Source organism: Paraburkholderia bannensis (assembly GCF_014200455.1).
Lineage (GTDB): Bacteria > Pseudomonadota > Gammaproteobacteria > Burkholderiales > Burkholderiaceae > Paraburkholderia > Paraburkholderia bannensis_A.
Genome location: NZ_JACHBW010000005.1, coordinates 158127 through 182445, shown reverse-complemented (window position 1 = coordinate 182445; position 24319 = coordinate 158127). Strand labels below are relative to the sequence as shown.

The 24319-nt window shown below is 62.8% G+C and carries 21 protein-coding genes; 11 read left to right on the top strand and 10 right to left on the bottom strand.

Annotated features, from left to right (window positions below; all coding sequences use genetic code 11):
- Window positions 1-31: 31 nt before the first annotated feature.
- The 4 genes from F4827_RS10615 (at window position 32) to F4827_RS10600 (ending at window position 6396) form a co-directional block, all read left to right on the top strand.
- Window positions 32-1180, top strand: coding sequence for an efflux RND transporter periplasmic adaptor subunit (locus tag F4827_RS10615; RefSeq protein WP_183723893.1), 1149 nt, complete (start codon window positions 32-34; stop codon window positions 1178-1180).
- Window positions 1177-4278 (top strand): efflux RND transporter permease subunit, encoded by a 3102-nt coding sequence (locus F4827_RS10610; RefSeq protein ID WP_183723894.1) that lies wholly within the window; start codon window positions 1177-1179, stop codon window positions 4276-4278. Before F4827_RS10615 ends, F4827_RS10610 begins: the two co-directional genes overlap by 4 nt.
- Before the next feature lie 97 nt (window positions 4279-4375).
- Window positions 4376-5038 carry a response regulator gene (locus tag F4827_RS10605; protein ID WP_183724038.1) on the top strand — a complete coding sequence of 221 codons (663 nt, stop codon included), beginning with the start codon at window positions 4376-4378 and terminating at the stop codon, window positions 5036-5038.
- Entirely contained in the window at window positions 5035-6396 is a 1362-nt protein-coding gene (locus F4827_RS10600) for an ATP-binding protein (protein ID WP_183723895.1), read from the top strand. The genes F4827_RS10605 and F4827_RS10600 overlap by 4 nt, the downstream gene beginning before the upstream one ends.
- A 91-nt stretch (window positions 6397-6487) precedes the next feature.
- On the opposite strand, the gene F4827_RS10595 is transcribed toward F4827_RS10600, so the two are convergent.
- Window positions 6488-8602, bottom strand: coding sequence for a TonB-dependent receptor (locus F4827_RS10595; RefSeq protein WP_183723896.1), 2115 nt, complete (start codon window positions 8600-8602; stop codon window positions 6488-6490).
- A 257-nt stretch (window positions 8603-8859) separates the two neighbouring features.
- Here F4827_RS10595 and F4827_RS10590 point away from each other — a divergent pair, with 257 nt between their 5' ends.
- Window positions 8860-9099, top strand: coding sequence for a hypothetical protein (locus tag F4827_RS10590; protein ID WP_183723897.1), 240 nt, complete (start codon window positions 8860-8862; stop codon window positions 9097-9099).
- Window positions 9100-9156: 57 nt separating this feature from the next.
- Window positions 9157-9453, top strand: coding sequence for a hypothetical protein (locus F4827_RS10585; RefSeq protein WP_183723898.1), 297 nt, complete (start codon window positions 9157-9159; stop codon window positions 9451-9453).
- Between the two features lie 316 nt (window positions 9454-9769).
- Here the strand turns inward: F4827_RS10585 and F4827_RS10580 are convergent, their stop codons facing one another.
- Window positions 9770-9910: a DUF3563 family protein gene (locus F4827_RS10580; RefSeq protein WP_183723899.1), complete on the bottom strand. Its 141-nt coding sequence runs from the start codon at window positions 9908-9910 to the stop codon at window positions 9770-9772.
- A 134-nt stretch (window positions 9911-10044) separates the two neighbouring features.
- On the opposite strand from F4827_RS10580, the gene F4827_RS10575 reads away from it, so the two are divergent.
- Window positions 10045-10947, top strand: a complete 903-nt coding sequence (locus tag F4827_RS10575; RefSeq protein ID WP_183723900.1) for a LysR family transcriptional regulator — start codon at window positions 10045-10047, stop codon at window positions 10945-10947.
- Between the two features lie 71 nt (window positions 10948-11018).
- Here the strand turns inward: F4827_RS10575 and F4827_RS10570 are convergent, their stop codons facing one another.
- The 6 genes from F4827_RS10570 to F4827_RS10545 all read right to left on the bottom strand — a co-directional run bounded on the left by F4827_RS10570 (window position 11019) and on the right by F4827_RS10545 (window position 17243).
- Entirely contained in the window at window positions 11019-11321 is a 303-nt protein-coding gene (locus tag F4827_RS10570) for a hypothetical protein (protein WP_311673087.1), read from the bottom strand.
- A 194-nt stretch (window positions 11322-11515) separates the two neighbouring features.
- On the bottom strand, window positions 11516-12454 hold the full coding sequence (locus F4827_RS10565; RefSeq protein ID WP_183724040.1) for a spore coat U domain-containing protein: 939 nt from the start codon (window positions 12452-12454) through the stop codon (window positions 11516-11518).
- Between the two features lie 23 nt (window positions 12455-12477).
- On the bottom strand, window positions 12478-14823 hold the full coding sequence (locus F4827_RS10560; protein ID WP_260175100.1) for a fimbria/pilus outer membrane usher protein: 2346 nt from the start codon (window positions 14821-14823) through the stop codon (window positions 12478-12480).
- Between the two features lie 158 nt (window positions 14824-14981).
- Window positions 14982-15788, bottom strand: coding sequence for a molecular chaperone (locus F4827_RS10555; protein ID WP_183723902.1), 807 nt, complete (start codon window positions 15786-15788; stop codon window positions 14982-14984).
- The gene (locus F4827_RS10550; protein ID WP_233178475.1) at window positions 15785-16270 is read right to left on the bottom strand and encodes a spore coat U domain-containing protein; all 486 of its coding nucleotides are present in this window, start codon (window positions 16268-16270) and stop codon (window positions 15785-15787) included. Before F4827_RS10550 ends, F4827_RS10555 begins: the two co-directional genes overlap by 4 nt.
- A gap of 421 nt (window positions 16271-16691) precedes the next feature.
- On the bottom strand, window positions 16692-17243 hold the full coding sequence (locus F4827_RS10545) for an ester cyclase (RefSeq protein ID WP_183723904.1): 552 nt from the start codon (window positions 17241-17243) through the stop codon (window positions 16692-16694).
- Between the two features lie 406 nt (window positions 17244-17649).
- Here F4827_RS10545 and F4827_RS10540 point away from each other — a divergent pair, with 406 nt between their 5' ends.
- The 4 genes from F4827_RS10540 to F4827_RS10525 all read left to right on the top strand — a co-directional run bounded on the left by F4827_RS10540 (window position 17650) and on the right by F4827_RS10525 (window position 22816).
- On the top strand, window positions 17650-18849 hold the full coding sequence (locus tag F4827_RS10540; RefSeq protein ID WP_183723905.1) for a Tar ligand binding domain-containing protein: 1200 nt from the start codon (window positions 17650-17652) through the stop codon (window positions 18847-18849).
- Window positions 18850-18970: 121 nt separating this feature from the next.
- A complete protein-coding gene (locus F4827_RS10535; protein WP_183723906.1) occupies window positions 18971-19702 on the top strand; it encodes a gluconate 2-dehydrogenase subunit 3 family protein in 732 nt (243 codons plus the stop codon).
- Between the two features lie 5 nt (window positions 19703-19707).
- The gene (locus tag F4827_RS10530) at window positions 19708-21486 is read left to right on the top strand and encodes a GMC family oxidoreductase (protein WP_183723907.1); all 1779 of its coding nucleotides are present in this window, start codon (window positions 19708-19710) and stop codon (window positions 21484-21486) included.
- A gap of 13 nt (window positions 21487-21499) precedes the next feature.
- Window positions 21500-22816, top strand: coding sequence for a cytochrome c (locus tag F4827_RS10525; protein ID WP_183723908.1), 1317 nt, complete (start codon window positions 21500-21502; stop codon window positions 22814-22816).
- A gap of 60 nt (window positions 22817-22876) precedes the next feature.
- Here F4827_RS10525 and F4827_RS10520 read toward each other — a convergent pair whose 3' ends face one another.
- Window positions 22877-23203, bottom strand: a complete 327-nt coding sequence (locus F4827_RS10520; protein WP_183723909.1) for a hypothetical protein — start codon at window positions 23201-23203, stop codon at window positions 22877-22879.
- A 59-nt stretch (window positions 23204-23262) separates the two neighbouring features.
- On the bottom strand, window positions 23263-24285 hold the full coding sequence (locus F4827_RS10515; protein WP_183723910.1) for a DUF6402 family protein: 1023 nt from the start codon (window positions 24283-24285) through the stop codon (window positions 23263-23265).
- Between the last annotated feature and the right edge of the window lie 34 nt (window positions 24286-24319).

The following is a 24319-nucleotide window of genomic DNA, read 5'->3' as shown; positions in this document are numbered from 1 at the left end:
ATCCAGAAAGCCGACACATAAGCCGAAACTCATGTTCAACCGCAAAATCCCCATGCGTGCCGCTGCGTACGCCCTGTGCGCCGCTGGCGCGCTCGCTGCGGGCGGCGCGTTCCTTGTCGCCCACGCGGCGCATGCGGATGCCTCCGCAACGGGCGACAGCGCAGACTCCGCACCAACCGTTGCCGTGCAAACCGCCAGGGTGGTCCGCGAAAACGTCTCGCAGCGCATCGTGGCTTATGGCGTGGTCGCCGCCGCGGGCGCGAACGCCGCCACCGTGAGCCTGCCCTACGTCGCGCGTGTGACGCGCGTGCTGGTGCAGCCGGGTCAGCGCGTCGGCCGCGGCGCGCCGCTATTCGTGGTCCAGGCTGATCCGGCCGCCGTGATTGCGCTCACCCAGGCGCAAAGCGCAGCGACGCTCGCGCGCGGCGAACTCGCCCGCACCCAGGCGCTCTATCGCGACAACCTCGCCACCCAGTCGCAACTCGCCGCCGCGCAAAAGGCGCTCGACGACGCCATGCAGGCGATCGCCGCGCAAAACGCTTCGGGCATCGCTGCGGGCGCGAAGACGATCACGGCGCCGGCCGCCGGCGCAGTCGCGCAGGTGAGCGCCGCGCCCGGCGATCAGGTGCAGGCCGGCGCCGCGCTGGCGCAACTGGTCGGCGCGAATGCAGGCGACGCCAAAACGCCGAATGTCTCGCTAGGCGTCGAAGCCGCCGACGCCGCGCTGATCCATCCGGGCGACCGCATCGTGCTGCACGCGCTGGCCGCCTCGCAACCCGCGCTGCAGGCGCCGGGCCAGATCGCGATGGTGGGCGCATCGGTCGATGCGCAAAGCCAGCTCGTCGATGTGGGGGCGAGCGTGCCGCTCGCTGGCACGGCGTTCCTGCCCGGCACGCGCGTGCGCGCCGATATCGATGCGCAGCCCGGCGACTGGTGGAGCCTGCCGCGCGCCGCCGTACTCCAGGACTCGCGTGGCCAATATGTTTACCAGGTTGTCCCAGGCAATAAGGCGCATCGCGTGGCGGTGACCGTGAAAGTCGAGCACGGCGATATCTATGGCGTGGACGGCGCGCTCGATGCGGCACGACCGCTCGTCGTGAGCGGGAACTACGAACTCGAAGACGGCATGACGGTGCGCGTGGCGAATGCCGCGCAGGCCAAGCCAGGCGGCGCGCGATGACCTTTGGCCAATGGATGCAGCGCCGTCGGCGCTCGCTGCTGTTCGTAATCGCGCTGGCCGCTGTCGCGGGCGCGCTCACCGCCCTGAAACTGCCGATCTCGCTCTTTCCGAACGTTTCGTTCCCACGCGCCGTGGTTTCGCTCGATGCGGGCGACCGCCCCGCCGAGCAGATGGCCACGCTCGTCACCGTGCCCGTGGAGGAAGCGCTGCGCCGTGTACCCAATGTGCGCGACGTGGAATCGCGCACCAGCCGGGGCGCGGCGGAAATCTCGCTGAATTTCGACTGGGGTACCGACATGGCCCAGGCGACGCTGCAGGCGCAATCGGCCATCGCCGAAATCATGGCGACCTTGCCGCCCGGCACCTCCATGCAGGTGCGCCGCATGGACCCCACCGTGTTTCCGGTGATCGCCTACAGCCTTACGTCCTCGCAGCGCTCGCTCGCGCAGCTTTACGATCTCGCGCAGTTCCAGTTACGCCCCCTGATTTCCTCGGTCGAGGGCGTGGCGCGTGTGGACGTCACGGGCGGCGCACGCGACGAACTGGAAGTGGCGGTCGATCCCGCGCGGCTCGCGGCGTACAAACTCTCGGTGGCGGACGTCTCGCGCGCGATCGGCGCGGGCAACGTGCTGATGGCAACAGGCCGCATCGAGGATCACGACAAGCTTTATCTAGTCGTGGCCAATACCGCCGTGAACGGGCTCGATGCGCTGAAAAACGTGGTCGTCACGACGAGCGGCGCGAATCAGGTGCGGCTGGGCGAGATCGCCGCGGTCTCGCAAGGCACGGTCCCGCAATGGATTCGCGTCACCGCCGATGGTCAGGATGCCGTACTGATCAACGTCTATCAGCAGCCCGGCGCGAACAGCGTGGCGATGGCACAGGCGATTCGCGCACGGCTCGCCGCCTTCGGCAGGCAGATGCCGCCCGGCGTGCATCTGGCCAACTGGTACGACCAGAGCGAGCTTGTGGTTGCGTCCGCAACTAGTGTGCGCGACGCCATCATGATCGGCGTGGTGCTGGCCGCGCTCACGCTCTTCGTGTTCCTGCGCAACCTCAAGATCACGCTGATCGCCGTGGCGCTCGTGCCCATCGTGATGGCCGCGACGATTCTGCTACTCGACGTGTTTGGCATGGGCTTCAACATCATGACGCTCGGCGGCATGGCGGCGGCGGTGGGTCTGGTGATCGACGACGCCATCGTGATGATCGAGCACATCGCGCGACGGATGCGCGAGGCCGGCGCGCACGCCTTCCATGGCCGCGTGATGAGCGCGGCGCTCGAATTCACGCGCCCGCTGGCGGGATCGTCGGCGGCCACGCTGATTATCTTCGTTCCGCTTGCGTTTCTCTCGGGCGTGACGGGCGCGTTTTTCAAGGCGCTGTCCGTGACGATGGCCAGCGCCCTCTTCATCTCCTTCCTCGTCACCTGGCTGGCGATTCCGATTCTGTGCGATCGCTGGCTCAGCGCACAAGACGCCGAAGAGCACCAGGAAACGCGTTTTGCCGCCTGGCTCAATCGCGGCTACGCAAAACTGGTTGCTCGCGTGAGCGCGCGTCCCGTGTGGGCGCTGGCGCTGCTCGTGCCGCTGCTGCTGGCTGCCGCGTTCGCCTTCACGCGCGTGGGCAGCGGCTTCATGCCGTCGATGGACGAAGGCGGCTTCGTGCTCGACTACCACACGCGGCCGGGCACTTCGATCACGGAAACCGATCGCCTCATGCAGCAGGTGGAGGCCATCATCCGCGCCAATCCGAACGTCGCCACCTATTCGCGCCGCACCGGTGCGGGTCTCGGCGGCGACCTCAACGAGCCGAACAAGGGCGACTTTTTCGTGCGCCTGAAATCGGGTTCACGCGAGCCGATCGACACGGTGATGGAAGAGATCCGCTCGAAGATCGATAGCCAGGTGCCGGGCGTGAGCATCGAGCTCGCGCAGCTGATGGAAGACCTGATCGGCGACCTCACCGCCGTGCCGCAGCCGGTGCAGATCAAGATCTATTCCGACGATACCCAGCAGCTCGACGACACGGCGCAGCGCGTGGCGGCGCGCATCGGCAAGATCGCGGGCATCGTCGACGTGAACGACGGCATCAATCCGGCCGGCGACGCCATCGATCTGCATATCCGCCCCGACGCCGCCGCGGCCGAGGGCGTGGATCCGCAGGCCATCGCCCAGCAGGTGAGCGATCTGCTCGACGGCAATGTCGCCACGCAGTACCAGAGCGGACCGAAGAGCATCGGCGTGCGCGTGCGGGCTCAGGGCGCGCTGCATATGACCGATACCGCGCTGGGCCAGTTGCCGATCCGCGCGCCCGATGGGCACATTTTCGCGCTCGCGCGCGTGGCCGATCGCACGACCGTGAGCGGTCAGCCCGAAATCAGCCGAGACAATCTCAAGCGCATGGTGGCGGTGACGGCGCGCATCGACGGGCGTGACCTGGGTTCGACCATCGCCGATGTGCAGCACGCGCTCGCCGACCCGAGCCTCCTGCCTGCCGGCGTGTACTACGAACTGGGCGGCCTCTATCAGCAGCAACAGATTGCGTTCAAGGGGCTCATGGCGGTGTTCGGCGCAGCGGTAGCGCTGGTGTTCGGCCTGCTGCTGTTCCTCTATGAACGCTTTCGCGTGGCGCTGGCCGTCATGGCGATGCCGCTGTGCGCCACCGGCGCGGTCTTTATCGGCCTGTGGATGACGGGGATCGAGCTGAATATCTCCGCGATGATGGGCATGACGATGATTATCGGCATCGTCACGGAAGTGGCTATTTTCTACGTGTCCGAATTCCAGGGACTGGTGCGCGACGACGGCCTGCCGCTGCACGAAGCGCTACAGGCCGCCGGCCGCAACCGTCTGCGCCCGATCGCGATGACCACCATCGCCGCGATCCTCGCGCTGCTGCCGCTGGCCTTCGCGCTGGGACAAGGATCGGCGATGCAGCAGCCGCTGGCGGTGGCGATCATTTCCGGGCTGATCGTCCAGATGCCGCTCGTGCTGCTGGTGCTGCCCGCCTTGCTGCGGGTGCTGCTGGGCGCGAAAGCCGGAACCGGGACCGGAACCGGAACCGGCACCGGAGGGCGCAGCCATGGCCACGAATGAGCGACAATCACCCAACGAAACACCGCGCGCGGCGCAAGGCGATTCACAGCGTGGATCGAGCGACGTCGCGCCCAATGATGCGAACTGGAGCACCACGATGCGCCTCCTGCTGGTGGAAGACGACGAGATGATTGCCGAGCCCGTGCTCGACGGGCTGCGCCGCGAAGGCTATGCGGTCGACTGGGCAAAAGACGGACGCGAGGCCGAACTCTCGCTCGCCAACGACGTGTACGACCTCGTGCTGCTCGATCTGGGCCTGCCGAAAAAGGACGGCGTGTCCGTGCTGTCCGCCTACCGGCGGCGCGGCGGCGAAGCGCCGATCCTGATCCTCACCGCGCGCGACAGCGTGACCGACCGCGTGAGCGGACTCGACGCGGGCGCGGACGACTACCTCGTCAAGCCCTTCGATCTCGACGAACTGGCCGCCCGTGCGCGCGCCCTGCTGCGCAGACGCACGGGCCGCAAGCAACCGGTCTATGCGCATGGCAATCTCACGCTCGACCCGGCCGCGCACGAAGTCACCATGGACGGCGTGCCGATTGCGCTGGTGCCGCGCGAATTCGCGCTGTTGCACGTGCTGATCGAAGAACCCGCGCGCGTGTTCACCAAGGCCGAACTCGAAGAACGGCTGTACGGCTGGGGCGAGGAAGTGGGCAGCAACACCATCGAAGTGCATGTGCACAGCCTGCGCCGCAAGATCGGCGCCGAACAGATCGTGACGGTGCGCGGCGTGGGCTATCGGCTCAAGAGGGCGCAATGAGATCGATCAAGCGCCGCCTGCTAGGCTGGCTGATCTGCGGCTTCGCGGCGGGATCGGCGGTGGCGGGATTCGGCATTTTCCACACGGCGCGCAACGAGGCGAGCGAGCTTTTCGATTACGAACTGCGCGCCGTCGCGCTTTCGCTGCCCTCGAACCTGCGTCCGGGCAACGGCAGCGAGCAGCACGAGCCCGACATGCAGGGCATTGCCGACGATCGCATCCTGATCGAGATCTGGGACCGCAACGGCACGGCGATCTATCACACCGCGCAGGCCGAACCGTTGCCGCGCAATCCCGCAGGCTTCCATACCTTCGAGCACGAGGAGTCGCACTGGCGCACCTTCGGCGTACAGCAGGCCGATCGCTTCGTGCAGGTCGCGCAGCCGGTCTCCGTGCGCGAGACGCTCGCGCTGAAACTGGCGCTGCACACGCTCTGGCCGCTGGCGGTGTTCGTGCCGGTGGCCATCGTGCTGGTACTGCTGGTGGTGGCGCGTGGGCTGGCTCCCGTGGGCGCACTCTCGGCGCTGCTGGCCGCGCGCTCGCACAATGCGCTTGGGCCGGTCTCGCTCGATCGATCGGTGCCGATCGAATTGCGTCCGCTGGTGGTCGCGCTCAACGATCTGCTTGCCCGTTTGAACACGGCTTCGCAGGCGCAACGCACCTTTATCGCCGATGCCGCGCACGAACTGCGCTCGCCGCTCGCGGCGCTCAAGCTGCAATTGCAGGCTGCGTTGCGCGACGGCACGCTCAGCGGCGAGCCGCAGACCACCGGGCGCATCGAAACGCGTCTGAACCGGCTGATTCGCCTCGTGCAGCAATTGCTCACGCTCGCGCGCGAGGACGCCCAGGCGGAATTGCCGGTGGCCGCAGTAAGCCTGCGCCGTCTGGCCGAACACGCCATTGGCGATCTCTCTTTGCTGGCAGAGGAAAAAAATATCGATCTCGGGCTGGAACTGCGCCCGCCCGTCACCGACGACGATATCTGCAACGTAGCCGCCGACGCACACGGCCTCGCAACGCTGATGAACAATCTGCTCGACAACGCGATCCGCTATACGCCGCCCGGCGGCAAGATCGATCTGGTGCTCACCCGCACGAATGGCCGCGTGGGTTTCGATGTAGTGGACAACGGGCCGGGCATTCCCGAGGAACATCTGGAACGCGTACTGGACCGCTTTTATCGCGCCAATCATGTGCCGGGCACGGGCAGCGGATTGGGACTTTCGATTGCCATGCGGATCGCGCAACGGCATGGTTTGAAGCTGGTCCTGCGCAATAATCCGGGCGGACGCGGGCTGACCGCCTCGGTCAGTGGGCTGGTGGTGCAGGAAGAGACAGAAGTCAAAGCACAGGTGTGAACGAGGGCGGCATTTACATGCCGCCCTCACCGATCGATCAGGAATGCTATGCAGCCAATCGATATCGATCCGGCTGACAGGCACGCCTTGTCTAGAACGTCGTCCTCAAGCCCACCATCACGCTGCGCCCGCCTTCCGGTGCGATATCGCGCACCACCGAACTCGCATAACGCACGTCCTGATTCGTGAGATTGTCGCCGCGTACATACGCAAGCCAGTTCGTCGATCCCACGTGGAACTTGTAAGTCAGGATCAGCGCGAGCGTGGTGTAGCCATCGGTCGGCAGATCGTCCTCGGGCACGCGATGTTGCGCCCAGGCATGCACGAGTTCCGCGCGCGCGCCGAACGGACCATAACCGTAATCGCCCGCCAGCGTCGCGCGCAGCGGCGCGATACGCGGCAACGGTGCGCCGGTATCGACATTGCGTGCGTGCGTGTAATCGGCCGTGAACGATACATCCACGCGATGCGCGCCCTTTTCGAATACGCGCCATTTGCTGTCGATTTCCACGCCGTAGAACTCAGCGCGTACGCCGCGATAGACCGCTTCATTAAGCGCACCGTCGGTGCCGGCGGGTACGACTTCGTCATCGTCGTTCACGAGACGGCCCGTGTTGTACTCGGTCAGATAGTTGCGGAACCGGCTATAAAACACGCCCGCGCTTGCCTTGTTGGGGCCGCGCTCGAAGCGCAGCGAAAGATCGCCGGACATCGCCTTTTCTTTCTGCGCGTCCGGATTGCCGATCAGATATTGCCCCGTGGCATCGTGCGGGCCGTTCGCGTAAAGCTCGTAAAACGTGGGCGCGCGTTCCGTGTAAGCCACGTTGCCTGCCACCGACCATGCCGGCGTCAGCTTGTAGAGCGCTCCCGCAGACAGACTGCCCGCATTGAAATCGCGCCCTTGCGCCGAGGCGAACTTCTCGTTGCCGTTGGGCGTCGGGTCGAGCTTCACGTGCTCGTAGCGCGCGCCCAGGCTCAGCTTGAGCGCCGGGGTGAGGTTCCATTCTTCGAGACCGAATAGCGCGACGTTGGTGGTCTGCGTGGTCGGCACGAGCGCTTCGTCGCCGAGCGCGGAGAACGTGTTTTGGCTCACCTGCACGCCAATCGCGCCTTCGAACGGCCCGATTTTCTTGTGGCGCGCTTCGAGCCGTGCTTCGTAACCGTGATTGCGGAAGGTGGTGCCCACGGTGCCGTTGTCGATTTCGCGGTGTTCGTAGTCGGTGTAGCCGAAGTCGAATTTAAGCTGGCTGAACGGCCCGCGCAGATTGCGCACTTCCGAGGCCACGGCCACATGATCCTGATGCATGCGCAGACGCACGTCGTCTTCGGCCACCGAACCGTAATCGCTTTGATAGCCGTTGTACGAGACACCCGCGTAGCCGTCGGCCCAGGTGTACGAGGTGCCGACCGCGCCGCCATGCCAGCGGCCGTCGCTGTTCGGGATGCTGCCGTAGGCTTCGCTTGCGTGCGCACCGTCGAGGGCGCGCTGGCGCGTCGAATGCGCGTAGCCCGGGATGCGTTCGTCGCTGGTATCGCGGTCGAATGCGTCGACGTGGAAAGCGAACTGGCCATTGCCGGCCTCCACTTGCGCCGCGCCCGCGCGTGCGTCGTTGGCGCCGCCGTAGCTGGCGTCGACCGCGCCCGTCACACCCTGGATCGGCTCGCGGGGAATCCGGTTGTCGATGGTGTTGACGACCCCGCCGATCGCGTTGCCGCCATAGAGCAATGCCGCCGGGCCGCGCACGATTTCGACGCGCTCGACCGTGAGCGGGTCTTGCGGCACGGCGTGGTCGTAAGAGAGCGAGGACGCGTCCCAGGCCGCGACGCCGTTCTGCAGCACGCGGATGCGGTCGCCGTCCATGCCGCGGATGATCGGGCGGCCGACCATCGGGCCGTAGGTCGTCGTCGATACGCCGGGCAGGCCGTTGAGCGTTTCGCCGATCGAATTCGCGGCGCGCAGCGTCAGTGCGTCGCCGTCGAGCGCCGTGGCGGGCGAGATCAGATCGGCGTCGCCGAGCGGGTTCGCGGTGACGAAAACGGGCGCCAGCGTAGCTTCGGACGCCGCGTTGGCGCTAACGCTGCTCGTAGCACGGTTGGTGGACTGCGCATGGGCCAGCGCGCCGAGCAGCGCGAGCGAAACCGGCGTGAGGCGCAACAGCGCCGCACGGGATGACAATGCGCGTCGCGGACGTGCGGCGCGCCGCATCGATGAAAGTTCAGACTGGGTTGAAGTCGCCACGGTGATCGTTGTTTGCTTCTTGAGTTGTGTCGGTGGAATGAGGCGCGGCACACGGGCGATTCCCCTGGCCCTTGTGCGCGGCGCGTGAGGCGCTGTTGCGTTGCTGGCCGCAATAGTCGACGCGAATGTTACGTTATAACATTACCTATTGTGAAGATGAATTTTCAGTTTGCTTATCACTTCGAAGCAGGCGGGAATCGCTGGACAGCCCGCCAGGAAAGCCTTTGACGGGCGAGGAAAATAGTTTCGGGAATGTTGCAATGGGGCGCGCAGGCGCGCATATTGACGACATCGGCCCGCAGGCGCGGGGCGAATCGAATTTCAAAGTCAGCGCAAAGGCAGACGCAAAGGCGCTCATGGACCGCGCCTCATGGAGCGCCGCCCTACCTGAAGCCCTCGCCGATGGCCGCAGTGCTCAACCCGCAGTGCTCAACTTTTGCGTCGCGCTGCCGACAAACGGATAGACGCCGTTCCCATCCATCGATCCCTGCGCCCGCAACAAAGAAGAATCGTTTCCGAACATGTCCCGCCCTATCCGCCACTGGCTGGCGTTAGCCTTCGGGCTCGCCCTCAGCCTCTCGGTTCTCGCCACCGGCGACGCCGCCGAACCCGCTCCGGCCTCCATGGTCGTGAGTCTCGTCGTCCAGCAAAGCTGCCTCATCAGCGCAGCAGACGACCGCGTTGCTCCCGCCGTGAGCTGTCTGCACGGCGAGCCCTATCTCGTCTCGCAAGCCGATCCTTCTTCAATGCGGATTAACTCCGCCGTGGAGTTCGGCGCGCAACGCACGGCGAATGCGCTGTGGACCGTGACGTTTTGAAGTCGATCAGGCCAATGAAAATCAAACGCCCGGAATTCCGGGCGTTGTTTTTTGGTGGGGAGCGTGACGCTGCGGCGGCCCTGCGCAAACTAGCCTGCAGTTCTAACCGTCCGGCCGCCACATCCGCCCCGGGGTCTTCGAAGCGCGCTTCGAGATGACTGAAATTGCGCCCGGCGTAGACATCGTCATGGAGCCGGCAGTAGACGTACATGCCCGAAACACCGTGCTGGCGGCTCCAGATTGTCTTTGCTGGCGAGCCGTGACAGTGGATGAGGATGCGAACCGCTGACAATGTAAAGCAGACCTTGCTGATCCGCTAGCCGCGTCTTTCAAGTACGCGCATCCGGCGCTCCAGTTCGGCGAGGTCGGCCGCGCCCGAGAGATACCCCACGTTTTGCCGCTGTTCATGGCGCGCAATCCAGCTAAAAATCCGCATGAAAAAGAGAAAGTCAGGCATATCGACCTCCGGGAAGTGGCTAACAAGCGTTGCATGTAGCTCGCACTTTAGGCGTCGGATTCGTACACGTATACTTATCGTTTTTTTAGCAATACATTAGCCGATTTGAACAATTGAAATCGGGAGTGAACACGATGGACCTGGGACGATTGCGGGCGCTGCTGGAACTGGCGAGGTGCGGCACGATGGCCGCGGCGGCCGAAGCGTTGTTCCTGACGCCGTCGGCGGTATCGCAACAGATTGGACAACTTGAGCAGGAGACCGGCGCGCAACTCACCGAACGCGTGGGCCGTGGCGTCAGGCTTACGCCCGCCGGTCAGGCATTGGCGACATACGCGGAACGCGTGATGGGCGTGCTCGACGAAGCCCGTTCGGTGCTGGCTGAACTGAAACAGGAAATTGCCGGTGAGCTGCGTGTCGCCGCTTTCCCGTCGATTGCATCGATGGTGCTGCCGGACACGGTCAAGGAACTCCGGCATGCATTTGCGCGCCTCGATATCGCCATCGAGGAAATGGAGCCCATCGACGCCATCGCCGCGCTGCGATCCTGGCGCACGGACATCGCCTTGATCGACGATATTTCAATCGCGATGGGCGATAACCGCGAGAGCGTGGAGGTCGTGCCGCTAACCGAGGATTCGCTCTACGTAGCGCTCGCAACGGGCCATCCGTTGAGCAGGAAAACATCGCTGAGTCTGGCCGATCTCAGCAACGAATCGTGGGCGATTGAATCGACGTGGAGCACGATTGGCGCCTTCGTCATCGATCTCTGCCGCCGCGCCGGCTTTGAGCCACGCATCAACGCGCGATGTCGCGGATCGGAGATGGTGGAAGCGATGGTGGCTTCGGGATGTTCGGTGTCAGTTGCGCCGGGCCTTCGGGTACTGCGCGCACCGCCCGGTGTGGCATGGGTCAAGCTCAAGCCGGAGGTTCGCCGCAAAATCTACGTTGCCTGGCGACGCGGCGAGCGCAAGCATCCCCTGGTTCGCGCGTTCGTCGACGAAATCGTGCGGGCCACATCGAAGCTGATTACTTAGCGATGCAAACCATATGGACAATGAAAAAAGCCGCCGTTCCTGAGAACAGCGGTCTTCGCCGGCGAAAGCGCTTACTGACCGACAGGCGACTTCACGGATGGCCTGGCCAGCGTATTGTTCACGCCATATGCGCTCGTGTCTGCCGCTGCTGCAGCGTTGGCGCCATTCGGCAGGCCTGGATTCGTTGCACCGGCGCTTATGCCGCTTTCCGAATTCGCGGCGGCAGGCGTCCCATAGCCACTATTTTCGCTTGCGGGCGCCACCGGCGACTTCACCGACGGCGTAGCCAGCGTGTTGTTCTGTGCGTAAGCAACGCCCGACGTCGTGATAACGATAGCGGCTGCAATAAGCGTGCGGGTTGCCTTCTTCATCATGTGCTCCTCCTTGGTTCGAATAGCTTCGAATAGGCTCGAATGGAATCTGGACCTGAACAGTCCTTTCATATTTCTCGATGACGATTCAATCCACGCCATTTCACACCAAGTTTAGAAAGACAGCCGCAAATTATTAAGCGCATTCTCCGCAATGATAAGTTTCGATTTTTGGCGCTAACACGTTAGCACCCGATTCAAAAATAAATCGTCGCGGTAATGGTGTCGCTGTAATTGCCTGGTGCGGGAGTGCTTTGCACCGGCACCTTTCCGTAGACCGTGAAAACCTGTTGCGTGCCCGAACCCGTACCGGCTTGCATGGCCGTGCTGCCCGTGCCATCTCCCCACGCGCTGCTGCGGTTCGAGTCCAGATAAAGTTGGTAATTGACGGTGCCGCCGCCGCCCGAGCGCTGCATGGCGCGCGCGCCCACGTTGCCGCTCGCGCCGCCGTTAAGCGCGATCCTGAAGGCATCGCCATTGGTGCAAACCGTGGTGATAGCCCCCGTCGCGGTAAGCGCCGAACTGAGTACGCCTGCCGATCCAAAAGCCACATTGGTCGCAGTGATATTGCAATTGTTGATGACAGTGGCGGTCACCGTAAATGGAAACGAGCCGCCCGTGGCCAGCGATGCGCACGTCGGCGCGACCAGCAGATAAAAGCCGTAATTGATCGACGTGGTATTGCCGCCGAATGTCTGCGTATACGTGGTGCTGGCGCTGTTGACGGTGGGCACCGTGGGCTGCGATGAGCTTATCTGGCCATAGACGGTGACGGTGGTGGTGAGCGTCGTGCCGCTCGGTTTGGTCATCGTGAGTGAAATGGGTGTGGTGCCGGAATACGTCGAACCCCAGGCCTGCGCGTGTCCACTATCGCGGTAGAGATCGTAGCTCAGCGTATTCGAGCCGTTGACGAGCGAGCGCGGGCTCGTGCCGCCCAGATTCAGGCACACGAGCACATCGGGCGTAAGGGACACGGCGGGCCACGTGCAAGTCACGCTAATGGTGGAGGTGGTTGTATAGGCCACGTTCGCTATCGGGCTGACCGAACCGAAACCCACCGGGTTCGCCACGGCCTGGCAACTCTGCGCGCGAGCGCCGCTCGCTGCGAACAGCAGCACGAGGCTTACGCCGAGCATCCAAAACGCGCGCCTGATCGTTCTCAAGGCTGCGCTCCTGTTGGCGGCGAAGCCGACATGGGCGGCCGGCTCTGCTGCTCCTGCAAGCGGCACACCAGCGGCCCGATGGTCTGCAGCGTATCGCCCTGATTCTCCCGCCACGCAAACACCAGTTCGCAGTGCTTGTCACCGGACTCGATTGCCAGATGATTCTCCGGCGCGAGCCCATCGATAAACGTGAGCCCGTCATAGCCGATGATCGTGTCGTGTCCACTCTCCACGTGATGTACGCGCGCGCCAGCGGGCAACGGCTGTCCATCGGCGTCGCGCACGATGATCGAGGCTGCGTGATAACGCGTCACGCCAAAATGCGCAAGCACGCCCGATTGCGCCTGGGGCACGATATCCATCGACGTATCGGTGATACGCGCATCGGCGGGCAGATGCATCGCGTCGATCGCCACCTGGTTGTGCTGGTACGCGTTGAGGTCCGGGATCAGCAGGTGACCGCCGCCATCGGTCACGCCGATCACACGGTTTTCGTGCAGCACGGGTATGCCCTTGACGCCGTCCGTCGACACCAGCGCGAAGCCGTCGTCGATGCGCCGGGCGGGCTGCACCGTGCCGTCCATCAGCACGACCGCGCCGGTCAGGTCGAGCGCGCCGATGGTCTGCCCCGCCACCTGCTGCACCGACGCCGTCGCCTCGCCATAGCGGCCCAGATACTGCAACTGCCCCTGGCGAAACGGTGTCGCGCCCGTGCCGCCCGCCTGCACGCCCCAACCCCAGCCGCCGGAATAATCGGGCGGACGCAAGGCGTTGACGTTCCATGTCGACGCGCCGTCCTGGCGCCCCACCGTCGCATTGATCGACGCATTGCCGCCCAGGCCGATGCTCGCGGAAAGCAGCACGCCGCGCGAATTGTGCTGGCGAAAATCCTGGTAGGCGCTCAGATTCAAGGACACCAGATTGCCGAAATTGAACGTCCACGCCACCGAGCCGATCTGCGAGACCGGCGCGGATGGAATCTTGTAGCCGATATAGCTGAGCGAAAACGTCTGGTTGCGCAGGAACGGCACCGCCAGCGTCACGCGGTCGGTGATATCGGGCACGGGCGAACCGTCGCGCGCCGCCAGATCGCCATAGTTGCCATACGCGCGAATCGTCTGCGCATCGACCGAAAACCGTTGCGACACATATTGATAGCCGATGCTCAACTGCGCGCCATTGAGTTTGCCGCCGCTGCCCGAAACCGACCCGTTGACCACCCCCGCCGATCCGAGCCCAAACAGCAGGCCGCCGCCCGCGTTGACGAGACCACCGGTTGCTTCGCCGTGCGCTTCGAGCGTGAAATGATCGTTGACGCCATGCCGCCACGATGCGCTCGCGGCCGGGCGCGAGTCGTAATCGAACGAATCGAACCCGTAATTGCGGCGCAAAAAGCCGGCTTCGAACGAATAGCTCGACAAACCCGCTGCCATCAAGCGCGTGTCCACATAGAGCGGCACCGAAGTGGAAATCGTGCGGCCCAGCGCATCGCGAGTGATGACGGTGGCTTGGCCCGCGCCGGTAATGCCGGGCACATCGTTGATGATGAACGGGCCGCTTGGCACGTTGCCCGAATACTGGCGGACGCTGTTGATGTAGAGGTCGACGGAAGTCGGCACCACCGCGCTGCCCGGCAACGCGGGCACAGGGAAGGTGACGAGGTCGGGACGCAGCGCGAAATTGCTGCGATATTGGAGCCCCCCCATGCGGATCGAGCGCGTCCACGCCAGCGAGGACGAGATCGTATCGCCGATTTGCGTGGTACTCAGATTCGCCGGATTCGACATGCTCCACGAGCTGTCGTAGCGCACATAGTCATTCCAGTCGTGGTACAGATAGGCCACGCCCGTATTGCTTAGCACTCCCTTCGGATCGAAATAGCGCTCCTCGCTCCACAGCGCGAATTCCGAAGCCGATCCGCCCTGCGCGAAGGCATCGTAATTGAACACCAGGCCGCGCGCCGAAGTCGCCGGCGGCACCGCCGAAACCGAACGCGTATCGAACGCAAACGGCTTGCGGATCGCATCCGGAATCTGCAGTTCCAGCGTCTGATGTTGGGCGTCGTAGCGGTAATGAAGGCCGGGCAGCGAATCGAGATCGACGCTCGCGCTATCCGCGATGCCGAGCTGCGCCGTCGCCACGCCCACTTGCGAGAGATCTTCGCCGCTCGCGAAGAGATGGCCGCCCAACTGGCGCAAGTGCACGATCTGGGCGGTGCGCTGTCCGTTCACATCGACTTCGAGATACAGATCACGCGCGTCCATCGCACCCGCGTTGATCAACTGCCCTTGCGCATGTGCGCCGGCGCTCATGAACGCCAGCAGCGCCGCCACCGATACCATGCGCCTCGCCCGGCCACGTCTCACAGCGCTGCGAGTTCGTTTCATTCGTCGTCGTTCGTTTCATGCTGTCCCCCGGCGCGCACCGCATTCATGACAATTGCGCCGACAAGCCACTGCGCTTCAGCCTCGCATTTGCGCTTCACGTTCGGCCACGCTATTCACCCTCCCTGCTCGATCGACACCGTATCCTCCAGCGGCAGCGTGTTGACGGTCGCCCGCACCTTGAGCTGGCCGCTGAATTTCGCATCGGCAGGAATCGGCACGCTCCACTGGCGGCTCTGCCGTGCGAGTGCGTAGCCAAGCAGCCCATTCGTCACGTCCCAGTGATGGCCCGCATCGTCGAACAGCGAGACCGCGGCGATCTGCGCCCGCCTGGTGCCCGAATTGTCGGCGCGCAGCGCGTAGCCTTGCGGTTCATGCACGAGACGCCACGCGAGCAAGGGCCGCGCGATGCCTGCGCCCGCTGCATCGACGAAGACAGGCACCGAATAGCGCAGCCGGATCGTCACGCCTTCGGCGCCTGGCGTGCCCGGCGCGGGCAGCTCGTCGATCAGGATGCGGTAGCTCTGCTCGAGCGCCTCAGCACCACCGCCGCCGCTCGCGCCCTGAGGCGGCGTACCCGGCGCACCCGGCGCCTTGGCGCGCACGAGCCGCACGAGTTGATCGCTATGCGGCGCGATCTCGATCAGCGGCGGGCTGGCGATCACATCGCCGGTGGGTGTGAGCACGTCATCGCCGTGCGCCTCGCTCCACTCGAACACGCGCACCTGGCCATAGAGCGGCGCATCGCCGGGATTGCGCAGCGTCAGGCCGGTCGCAACCTCGGCAGCGGAAAACTCGATCGTGACCGGCGAAATCTGCAGCGTCGCGGCCACTGCACCGGCGGACCACAGCAACGCCGCAGCGACGGCCGATGCGGCCCATGCGGCCGCCGGCGCGACATGAACAGCGCGTGCCCGCTTCAAAAGTAGACCGTCGCGGTGACCGTTGTCTGATAGGTATCCGGCTTGGGCGTGGTCTGCACCGGCACCTGGCCGTAGACCGTGAGCGTCTGCGCGGAACCGGAGCCCGTGCCAGCCACCGTGTTGGTGCCCTGCGTATTGCCCCAGATTGTCGTGCGGCCCGCGTCCTGATAGAGCTGGAAGCCCACCGTCGTGGTGGTGTTGCCGGTCGCCGTGCCCGCCATCAGGCGGCTCGTGACGGAAGAGCCCGTCACGTTGCCGCCATCGAGCCCGACGTTATATGGCGTGGTGTTCGTACAGGTCACGCTAAGCGTGGTCTGCTGGTTGATCGCTGTGCCCAGCACGCCATTGGTCCCGAAGGCCAGCGGATTGGCGGAGATCGCGCAATTCGCCTGTAGCGTGAGCGTGACATTGAACGTGGCGCTAGCCGTTCCGTTCGAGTAGACCGCCGCTTCGGCCAGCGGCACGAGCGGCGCAACGGGCATCAACGCGATCTGCACGGCTACAGCGGCAACTATGACGTGTGTTCGTTTCATCGACCTTGCTCCTGCATACGGATTTACTCGCGCGAACGGCTGCAAAAAACGGAGTAGAGAACGCAGTCATCGAACCACAAGGCATTGTTTTGTGAATCGACACTTTATTTATACGAACAATGTCACATTACGTTGATAGCAATTACATCTTGTTACATAAACCCGATTCAAGCTGAATATCAGCAGCAATCTATTCCTCGCCAAATGCAGAATCGATTTTTAAAGGCATTTTTTACTGACTACTCAGGCGCACGCTTTCATGCCCTTCTGGAAGGCATATCCTGCTGATCTGATAGCCCAGAATCTTCTCGTTTCAGGAAAAACATTCATTTAAATGCGATTTATCTGACTGACTTCCCCGCTTCCCGACTTACTCTGAGACCACGCCCAATTGCTGCAAAAAAGTCAGGTTATCTTCCAGATGCCAGTTATCGGCGATCCGCCCATCCCGAATGCGGTAGATATCCGTGGCGATGAAATCCACCTTCTGGCCTTTCCCCTGCACGCCGTTGAAGGTGCCCGTGAAGTGTCCGGAGAAGTGCAGATGCGTAATCACGCGATCGCCCGCGACGATCATCTGCTCGACATCGGCGTGAACATCGGGCACGGCAGCGTGAAAGACCTTCGAAGCGGCGAGTGGTCCCACAAGCCCCTGCGCCCTTCCGGCCGGCAGCGTGCGATCCGTGAAATCCGGCGCGAGCGCGGCGTGCGCCTGGCCTTCGTCGCCAGTACTCCAGAACGTGTCATAGAGGCGCGCGGCATGAATCTGCTGCTGAACCTGTTGCGCGGGCAAGCTTTTATCGACGATCAGTTCATGAGGCTGGACGAGGTTCGCATCGACTTCGGCGGCAACGGCAGGCAGCGCGGCCGTACCCAGAGCAAGCGCGAGGGCGGTGGCGGAAAGGACGGTTTGCGTATTCATGGTGGCTCCTTGAGGTGTGGATCGTTCTGTTCGGCGCGTAGTGCAGCGCGTGTGAATGAAGTCTGCGATCTGCCGTCCAGATTGAGAATCGGCCTCAAGATTGAATAATCTTCAAACAGAACAGAAAAATCGTCCTCTGCAATAGCAAACGTTTTCTTGCTTCGGCTTTCCTGCCTGCAAGCCTCGCAGCGGCCCAGCGGGTTCTGACCGTCCTTTCGCCGAAAAATTTGCTCGCCCTTTCAGTCTGATTTCAAAGAAGAAATTCAGTAGTCTCTTAAAAATTTCGATATGCACCCTAAATATAGTCAGACGAATGACGATATGAAGGAGGAACGCCCGCAGCCATCTACTGCCTCAGGAAGCCGTTACCTGTGCTGCGTCCCCCTGGTCAAATCGGTACAGACGCATGACACTCACTATTCGAGCGCGTATCGCACTCACTTTCGCCCTTCTCGCCGCCCTGCTCACCGTCTCGGGCGTGCTTGGGTTCATCAGCACGCAAAAGGCCAATAGCGCCAACCGCGACACCTATCGCAACAAGCTCGCCGAATCCACGGCGATCGACAACGCCGAGATCTATATCGCCCGCACGCGCCTCGTGCTCGACCGCGTGGCGCTGCATCCCGAAGCCTCCACGGTGCCCGATCAACTCGACCGCGCCTCGGGCTTCTTCAGGAATTCGGACGAGTGGTGGAGCAAATTCCAGCAGATGCCGCACGAACCGGATGAGTTGCCGCTGATCGCGAAGACGACCGGGCACCGCACCGCCATGCGCGACGCCGTGGCCGCTTTCACCAGGGCGCTGCAGGCAGGCGACAAGGAAACCGCCGACAACATCGCGATGACGCAGCTTTCCGACCTCTACAGCAAAATGAGCGCGGCGAACAACGAGGTCAAAAAGCATCTCTACGAGAACGCGAAGACGCGCTATGAAGAAGCCGAGTCGAACTTCTATCTGTTCTCCACGGTGAGCGCCGTGATGGTTGTGCTCGGTCTCGTCGCCGCCGGTCTCGGCTGGGTGATGCTGCGCCGCGCGATCATGAACCCGCTCAATTACGCACTGGAAAGCCTGCAGGACATTTCTGCCGGCAACCTGAGCAAGCCGGTGCGTGCACAACGAAACGACGAAATGGGCCTGCTGCTTGAAAGCATCGAAAAGACCCGCAAGGAACTCGGCAACGTGACGGGTTCGGTGCGATCGGGCAGCGAATCGGTCTCGGTCGCCACGCGTGAAATTGCAGCGGGCATGATCGATCTTTCGGCGCGCACGGAAGAACAAGCGGCTTCGTTGCAGGAAACGGCCGCCAGCATGAACGAGCTGACTTCGGCGGTGAAACAGAACACCGATAACGCCCGCACCGGCAGCGATCTGGCGCACACCGCAGCAAACGTTGCCACGCGCGGCAGCGAAATGGTGCAGCGCGTGGTGGACACGATGAGCGAGATCGAAGGCAGTTCGCGCAAGATCGACACCGCCGTCACCCAGATGGACGAGGTCACCCAGCAGAACGCCGCGCTCGTCGAGCAGGTCACGGCCGCCGCACAGGCGCTCGACACGCAGTCAAGCAAGCTCAGCAGCACCGTGCAGGTTTTCCGGGTGGCTTGACGCCTTTCTGGCGTTTCAGCGTCCCCGCTCTCCACGCGCGCGCGGTCTCGCTTCATCGCGAGGCGGGCGCGCCCTACGTATCACAAGCGCATCAGCGCCACTCGCTGGAGTCCCCTTCCCCATGACATCGCCAGACAAGGCGGGCCGTCGCTCGTTCCTCAAGGGATCGATTGCGATCGTGCCCGTTGCCGCCGTCGGCACGGCTTCTGCCGTGCTGCGCCCCACTGCGGACGAGATCAAGCGCTCCGCGCCGCCGCCCGACACGCCCGCCCAGCAGCATTATCAGCCGGGTTATTTCACGCCCGACGAATGGGCCTTCGTGAATGCCGCGTGCGATTGCCTGATCCCGAAAGATCAGGTGGGTCCCGGCGCCGTCGAACTGGGCGTACCGCAATACATCGACCGTCAATTGCAGACCGGCTATGGCGACGCCTCGCGCTGGTATATGCACGGCCCGTTCCAGAAGGGCGCGCCGGAATTCGGCTATCAATCGAAGCTCACGCCGAAGGAACAATATCGTCTGGGCATTCGCGCGATCGACGCTTACTGCAAGGCGCATTTCAGCGGCAAAAGCTTCGCCCAGCTGGAAAAGGCGCAACAGGTCGCCTTCCTTAAGGATGTCGAAGGCGGCAAGATCCAGGACGACTTCAACATGAAGTCGTTCTTCAGCGGATTTCTGCTCAAGAACACCATGGAAGGCTATTTCGGCGATCCGATGTATGGCGGCAACAAGGACATGGGCTCCTGGAAGATGATCGGCTACCCCGGCGCGCGCGCGGATTACGTCGAGTGGGTCAGCGAATCGAAGCCGTATCCGTACGGTCCGGTCAGCCAGTACGGCAAGCGGGGTTAAGCAGCATGGCAACAATCAAGAAAAAACCGGTGGATGCGGTGATCGTCGGGTTCGGCTGGACCGGCTCGATCATGGCGATGGAACTGTGCAGCGCGGGCCTCGATGTGGTCGCACTCGAACGCGGCGATGGGCGCGACACGATTCCCAATTTCGCGTATCCGCAAATCGTCGACGAAATCAAATACTCGGCGCGCAATGCGCTTCTTCAAAATCTCGCGAAGACCACTGTCACCACGCGTCATACCAAGGACGATACGGCCCTGCCCTATCGCCAGATCGGCTCGTTCAAGCCGGGCGAAGGCGTAGGCGGCGCGGGAACGCACTGGTCGGGCGTGCAGTCGCGCGTGATGCCTGATGAACTGCGTCTTCATAGCCGCGTGAAAGAGCGTTACGGCGAAAAGTTCATCCCCGAAGGCATGCAACTGCAAGACTGGGGCGTGACCTACGACGAACTCGAACCGCATTTCGACCGCTGGGAATATGTGTGCGGCACCTCGGGCCGTGCCGGCAACATCAAAGGCAAGCCGCAGGAAGGCGGCAATCCGTTCGAAGCGTACCGTTCGCGCGAATTCCCGCTGCCGCCGCTGCCCGATCATCCGACCGGACGCCTCTTCGCCAAGGCCGCGCGCGAACTCGGCTACAAGCCGTTCGCGCTGCCCGCGGGCAATGCCTCGGGGGCCTACACCAATGAATATGGATGCCAGTTTGGGCCGTGCAATTTCTGCGGCTTCTGCAGCGATTACGGCTGCCTGAACTATTCGAAAGCCTCGCCGCAAACAGCCATCATTCCGGCACTGCTCCGCAAGCGCAACTTCGAACTGCGCGTGAATTCGCACGTGCTGCGCGTGGAACTGGACAAGGACGGCAAGCAGGCCACCAGCGTCACCTATATCGATGCTCAGGGAAACGAAGTATTTCAGCCCGCGAACCTGGTCGTGCTCGGCGCATTCCAGTTGCACAATATCCGCCTGATGCTGTCGTCGAAGATCGGCAAGCCGTACAACGTCGATAGCGGCGAAGGCACCGTGGGCCGCAACTTCTGCTACCAGGTGCTCAACAGCGTCAACATGTTCTGGGACAAGGACGTCTACATCAACCCGTTCATGGGCGCGGGCGGCGGCGGTCAGGCCGTCGAGGAATTCAACGCCGATAACTTCGATCACGGGCCACTCGGCTTTATCGGCGGCGGCATCATCTGGGGCCGCCAGACCGGCAATGGTCCGGTGCGCGGCATCCCGCTGCCCAAAGGCACGCCCAAATGGGGCAGCGAATGGAAGCAGGCCGTGGCCGACAACTTCCTGCATACGGGCCGAATCGAATCGCAGATCAGCAATATGGCGTATCGCGGCTGCTTCGCCGATCTGGATCCGACCTATAAGGACGCCTATGGCGAGCCGCTTTTGCGCATCACGCTCGACTGGCAGGACAACGATCTGCGCGCCTCGGAATACGTGGCCGGCAAGATGATGGAGATAGGCAAGCAGATGAACCCGAAGAGCATTTCGGGCCGCATTCTGAAGCCCGGCGCGCATTGGGATACGCGTGCGTATCAGAGCACGCACGTCAACGGAGGCACCTCGATGGGCGCCGATCCGAAGACCTCCGTGGTCAACAAGTACCTGCAAAGCTGGGATGTGTCGAACGTGTTCGTGCTGGGTGCGAGCGTGTTTGCGCATGGCATCGGCTACAACCCGACCGGCCTGGTCGGCGGTCTCGCTTATTGGGCCGCCGCGAATATCCGCGAGCGTTACCTGAAGAACCCCGGCCCGATGGTCCAGGTTTGAGGAGCCACACGACATGCGCAAATTTTATGTAGCAATCGGCGCGGCCGTGGTGGTCGTGGGCGGCCTGTGGGCCGGCAGTCTGACGAAGCCGTCGCTCACCATCGACGCCCTGGCGATGACCGCGCCGGGCAATGCCGCGCACGGCGAATATCTCGCGCGCGCGGGCGACTGCATGGCCTGCCACACGTCGAAGGGCGGCGCGCCGTTCGCGGGTGGCGTGCCATTGGCCACGCCGCTCGGTGCGGTTTATTCGACCAATATCACGCCGGACAAGGCGCACGGTATCGGCAACTGGAGCTTCGAGGACTTCGCGCTGGCCATGCGCGAAGGCGTGACGCCCGATGGCCGCCAGCTGTATCCGGCGATGCCCTACACGGCCTATGCCAAGGTCAGCGACAGCGATCTGCGCGACCTCTACGCGTACTTCACGACGCGCGTGAGCGCCTCGATGCAGGCCAACGAGCCGGCCGATATTCCGTGGCCGCTCAACGCCCGCTGGCCGCTAGCGTACTGGAACCGGCTATTCCACCAGGACACGCGCTTCAAGGCCGACGACGGGCACAGCGTCGAATGGAATCGCGGCGCCTATCTGGTGGAGGGCCTCGCGCACTGTGGCACCTGCCACACGCCGCGCGGCGTGGGCTTCCAGGAAGTCGATCTGGACGGCGCCAGCGCACGCTTCCTGTCGGGCGCGCGCATCGACGGCAGTTCGCCCGTCAATCTCCGTGGCGACAAGGGCACGGGTCTGGGCGAATGGAACGAAGCGGATATCGCCGCGTTGCTGAAGACGGGCCGCACGGCGCATTCGGCGGTCACAGGGCCGATGGGCGAGGTGGTCGAGCACAGCACGCAATATCTGAGCGATGCCGATCTGCATGCGATTGCGGTGTATCTGAAGAGCCTCACGCCGCTCTCGAACGACGCCGCTGCGCCCGCGTACAAGGCCGACGACGCCACGCTCACGGCCATCATGGCCGGTCACGCCAACGACACCGGTGCGCGTATTTATATGGATAGCTGTGCGGCCTGCCATCGCCAGAATGGCGCAGGCGCGGCGCGCGTGTTCCCGTCGCTGGCGAACAATCCTTCCGTGCTCGCCGTGCATCCGGATTCGCTGATTGCGGTGATTCTGGCGGGTTCGCGGCTGCCGTCGACGGCTTCGGCGCCCACGCCGCTGGCGATGCCGCCGTTCGCATGGCGCTACGACGACGATGAGATCGCGCAGTTGGCGACTTTTGTGGGTTCGGCGTGGGGCAATCATGCGGGTGCGGTGTCCGCCGCCGATGTGAAGCGCGTGCGCGTGCAGATGGGGATTGAGGCGAAGCGGTAAACGCTGTGGGAGGGGATGGTTGGGTGGTTTCAGCTGTTCCCTCCTCGTTGTGCGCTTGAGTTAGGGGATTTTTGCTTTGATACGCTCCAGCCAGTTTGGGGGGATGTTGATGAATCCGGTGCCTGAGCCATCACCTTCGCCTCGTCTGAAAATAACGGCACTCTCGTCTGGCAAGAACTCCGGTAATCGGCTGTCCACGGAATCAAAGTCCGTTCGCGCGAGGAGTTGACCGCTGTGTGTGTCGTAGAGCTTTCCTACGTAGAAGACGACGTTGCCGTCCACCCTTGTCACGCACGACCGTGCTCGATATAGCCCGCTCGGCGATGCCACGTCAACACATTCATGTGCGAAGGCTCGCGCGAGAGCATCGAGAATGTAATCGATCATGTTGAATCCAGCGACCGCGACAGCAAATGCGACCAAAAGATTCCGACGGACGCTCCCCCTCATCTCCTCACCCGAAAACTGATGGGATTGATATTAATGATCCGATAGTCGGAAAACAAAATCATATCTCCGCCCGCATTGTGCGCGTCCTGCCAACGACGAAAATCTCTATTGTGAACAGGCCAGAAGGTGCGCCCATATGGCCCTTCCGGCTTGATAGCATACTGACTCCAACCGCCCCAGTTTGCCTGCTGCGCGATATATCCCTCCGGAACCAGACAAATTCCATCTTTATTCCAGTGCCCTAGATATTGCGACCCGCCCTCCTTGGGATTATCAAAATAAGAGTAAGGATTTTTTACGTAAATCGCTACCTTGGTAATCTCTGCATCGACACCTCCAAGCAACCTTTGTTGGAACCGAACCTCTGCTACAGCCGCATATAGCGCAAATCCGCCTAGCGCTCCTGCGAGATCATCAGGTTTTCCATGATGAAGGGCTGCCCCAAAGAATTGTTCGGCTTTTTGCATTGCGGATGTATCGATCCTGGCAAGCTGAAATTGAAATTTATTGTGCAGTTCCTGAATGTTTCCACCGGTTAGATCCAGAGTATCAATAACCCGACGTCCGCTGTATGGAGAGATAGCGCTGTAAATACTCGCCAGATTGCCTGAATATAGATATTTAGAGTCCTGCAATTTTCGTAACCCCGTGTGTGACCGCGGAAACGAAAGCACCCAATCGAGCTTGATTGTTTGTGTGTCGAAGCGATCGTCTGGATACTTACCTGTCCGCCCATCAGAACTAATCCCAAACGACTTCTGATAGCCATCCAAAGCCTGATTCTTGGGCGCGTAAGCAAACCACTTCCTGAGCAACGCCGCCGACACGTGCCAGCCCATTTTGGACATTGCAGCGGGAATGTCGGTGATTTCGAACTTATCTGGGGTGACGAGATATCGCGCGTCCCTCGCGACACCCGGATTGCTTTCAGCCTCGCCACTCACGGTGACCACATTGCCCGCTTGCTTGCGCCACTCCCCAGCGCTTGGCGTATAGACGAATAGCTCCTGTGCGCTCATCCTGTCGGACTCCGGATAGAAAGATCATCATTAC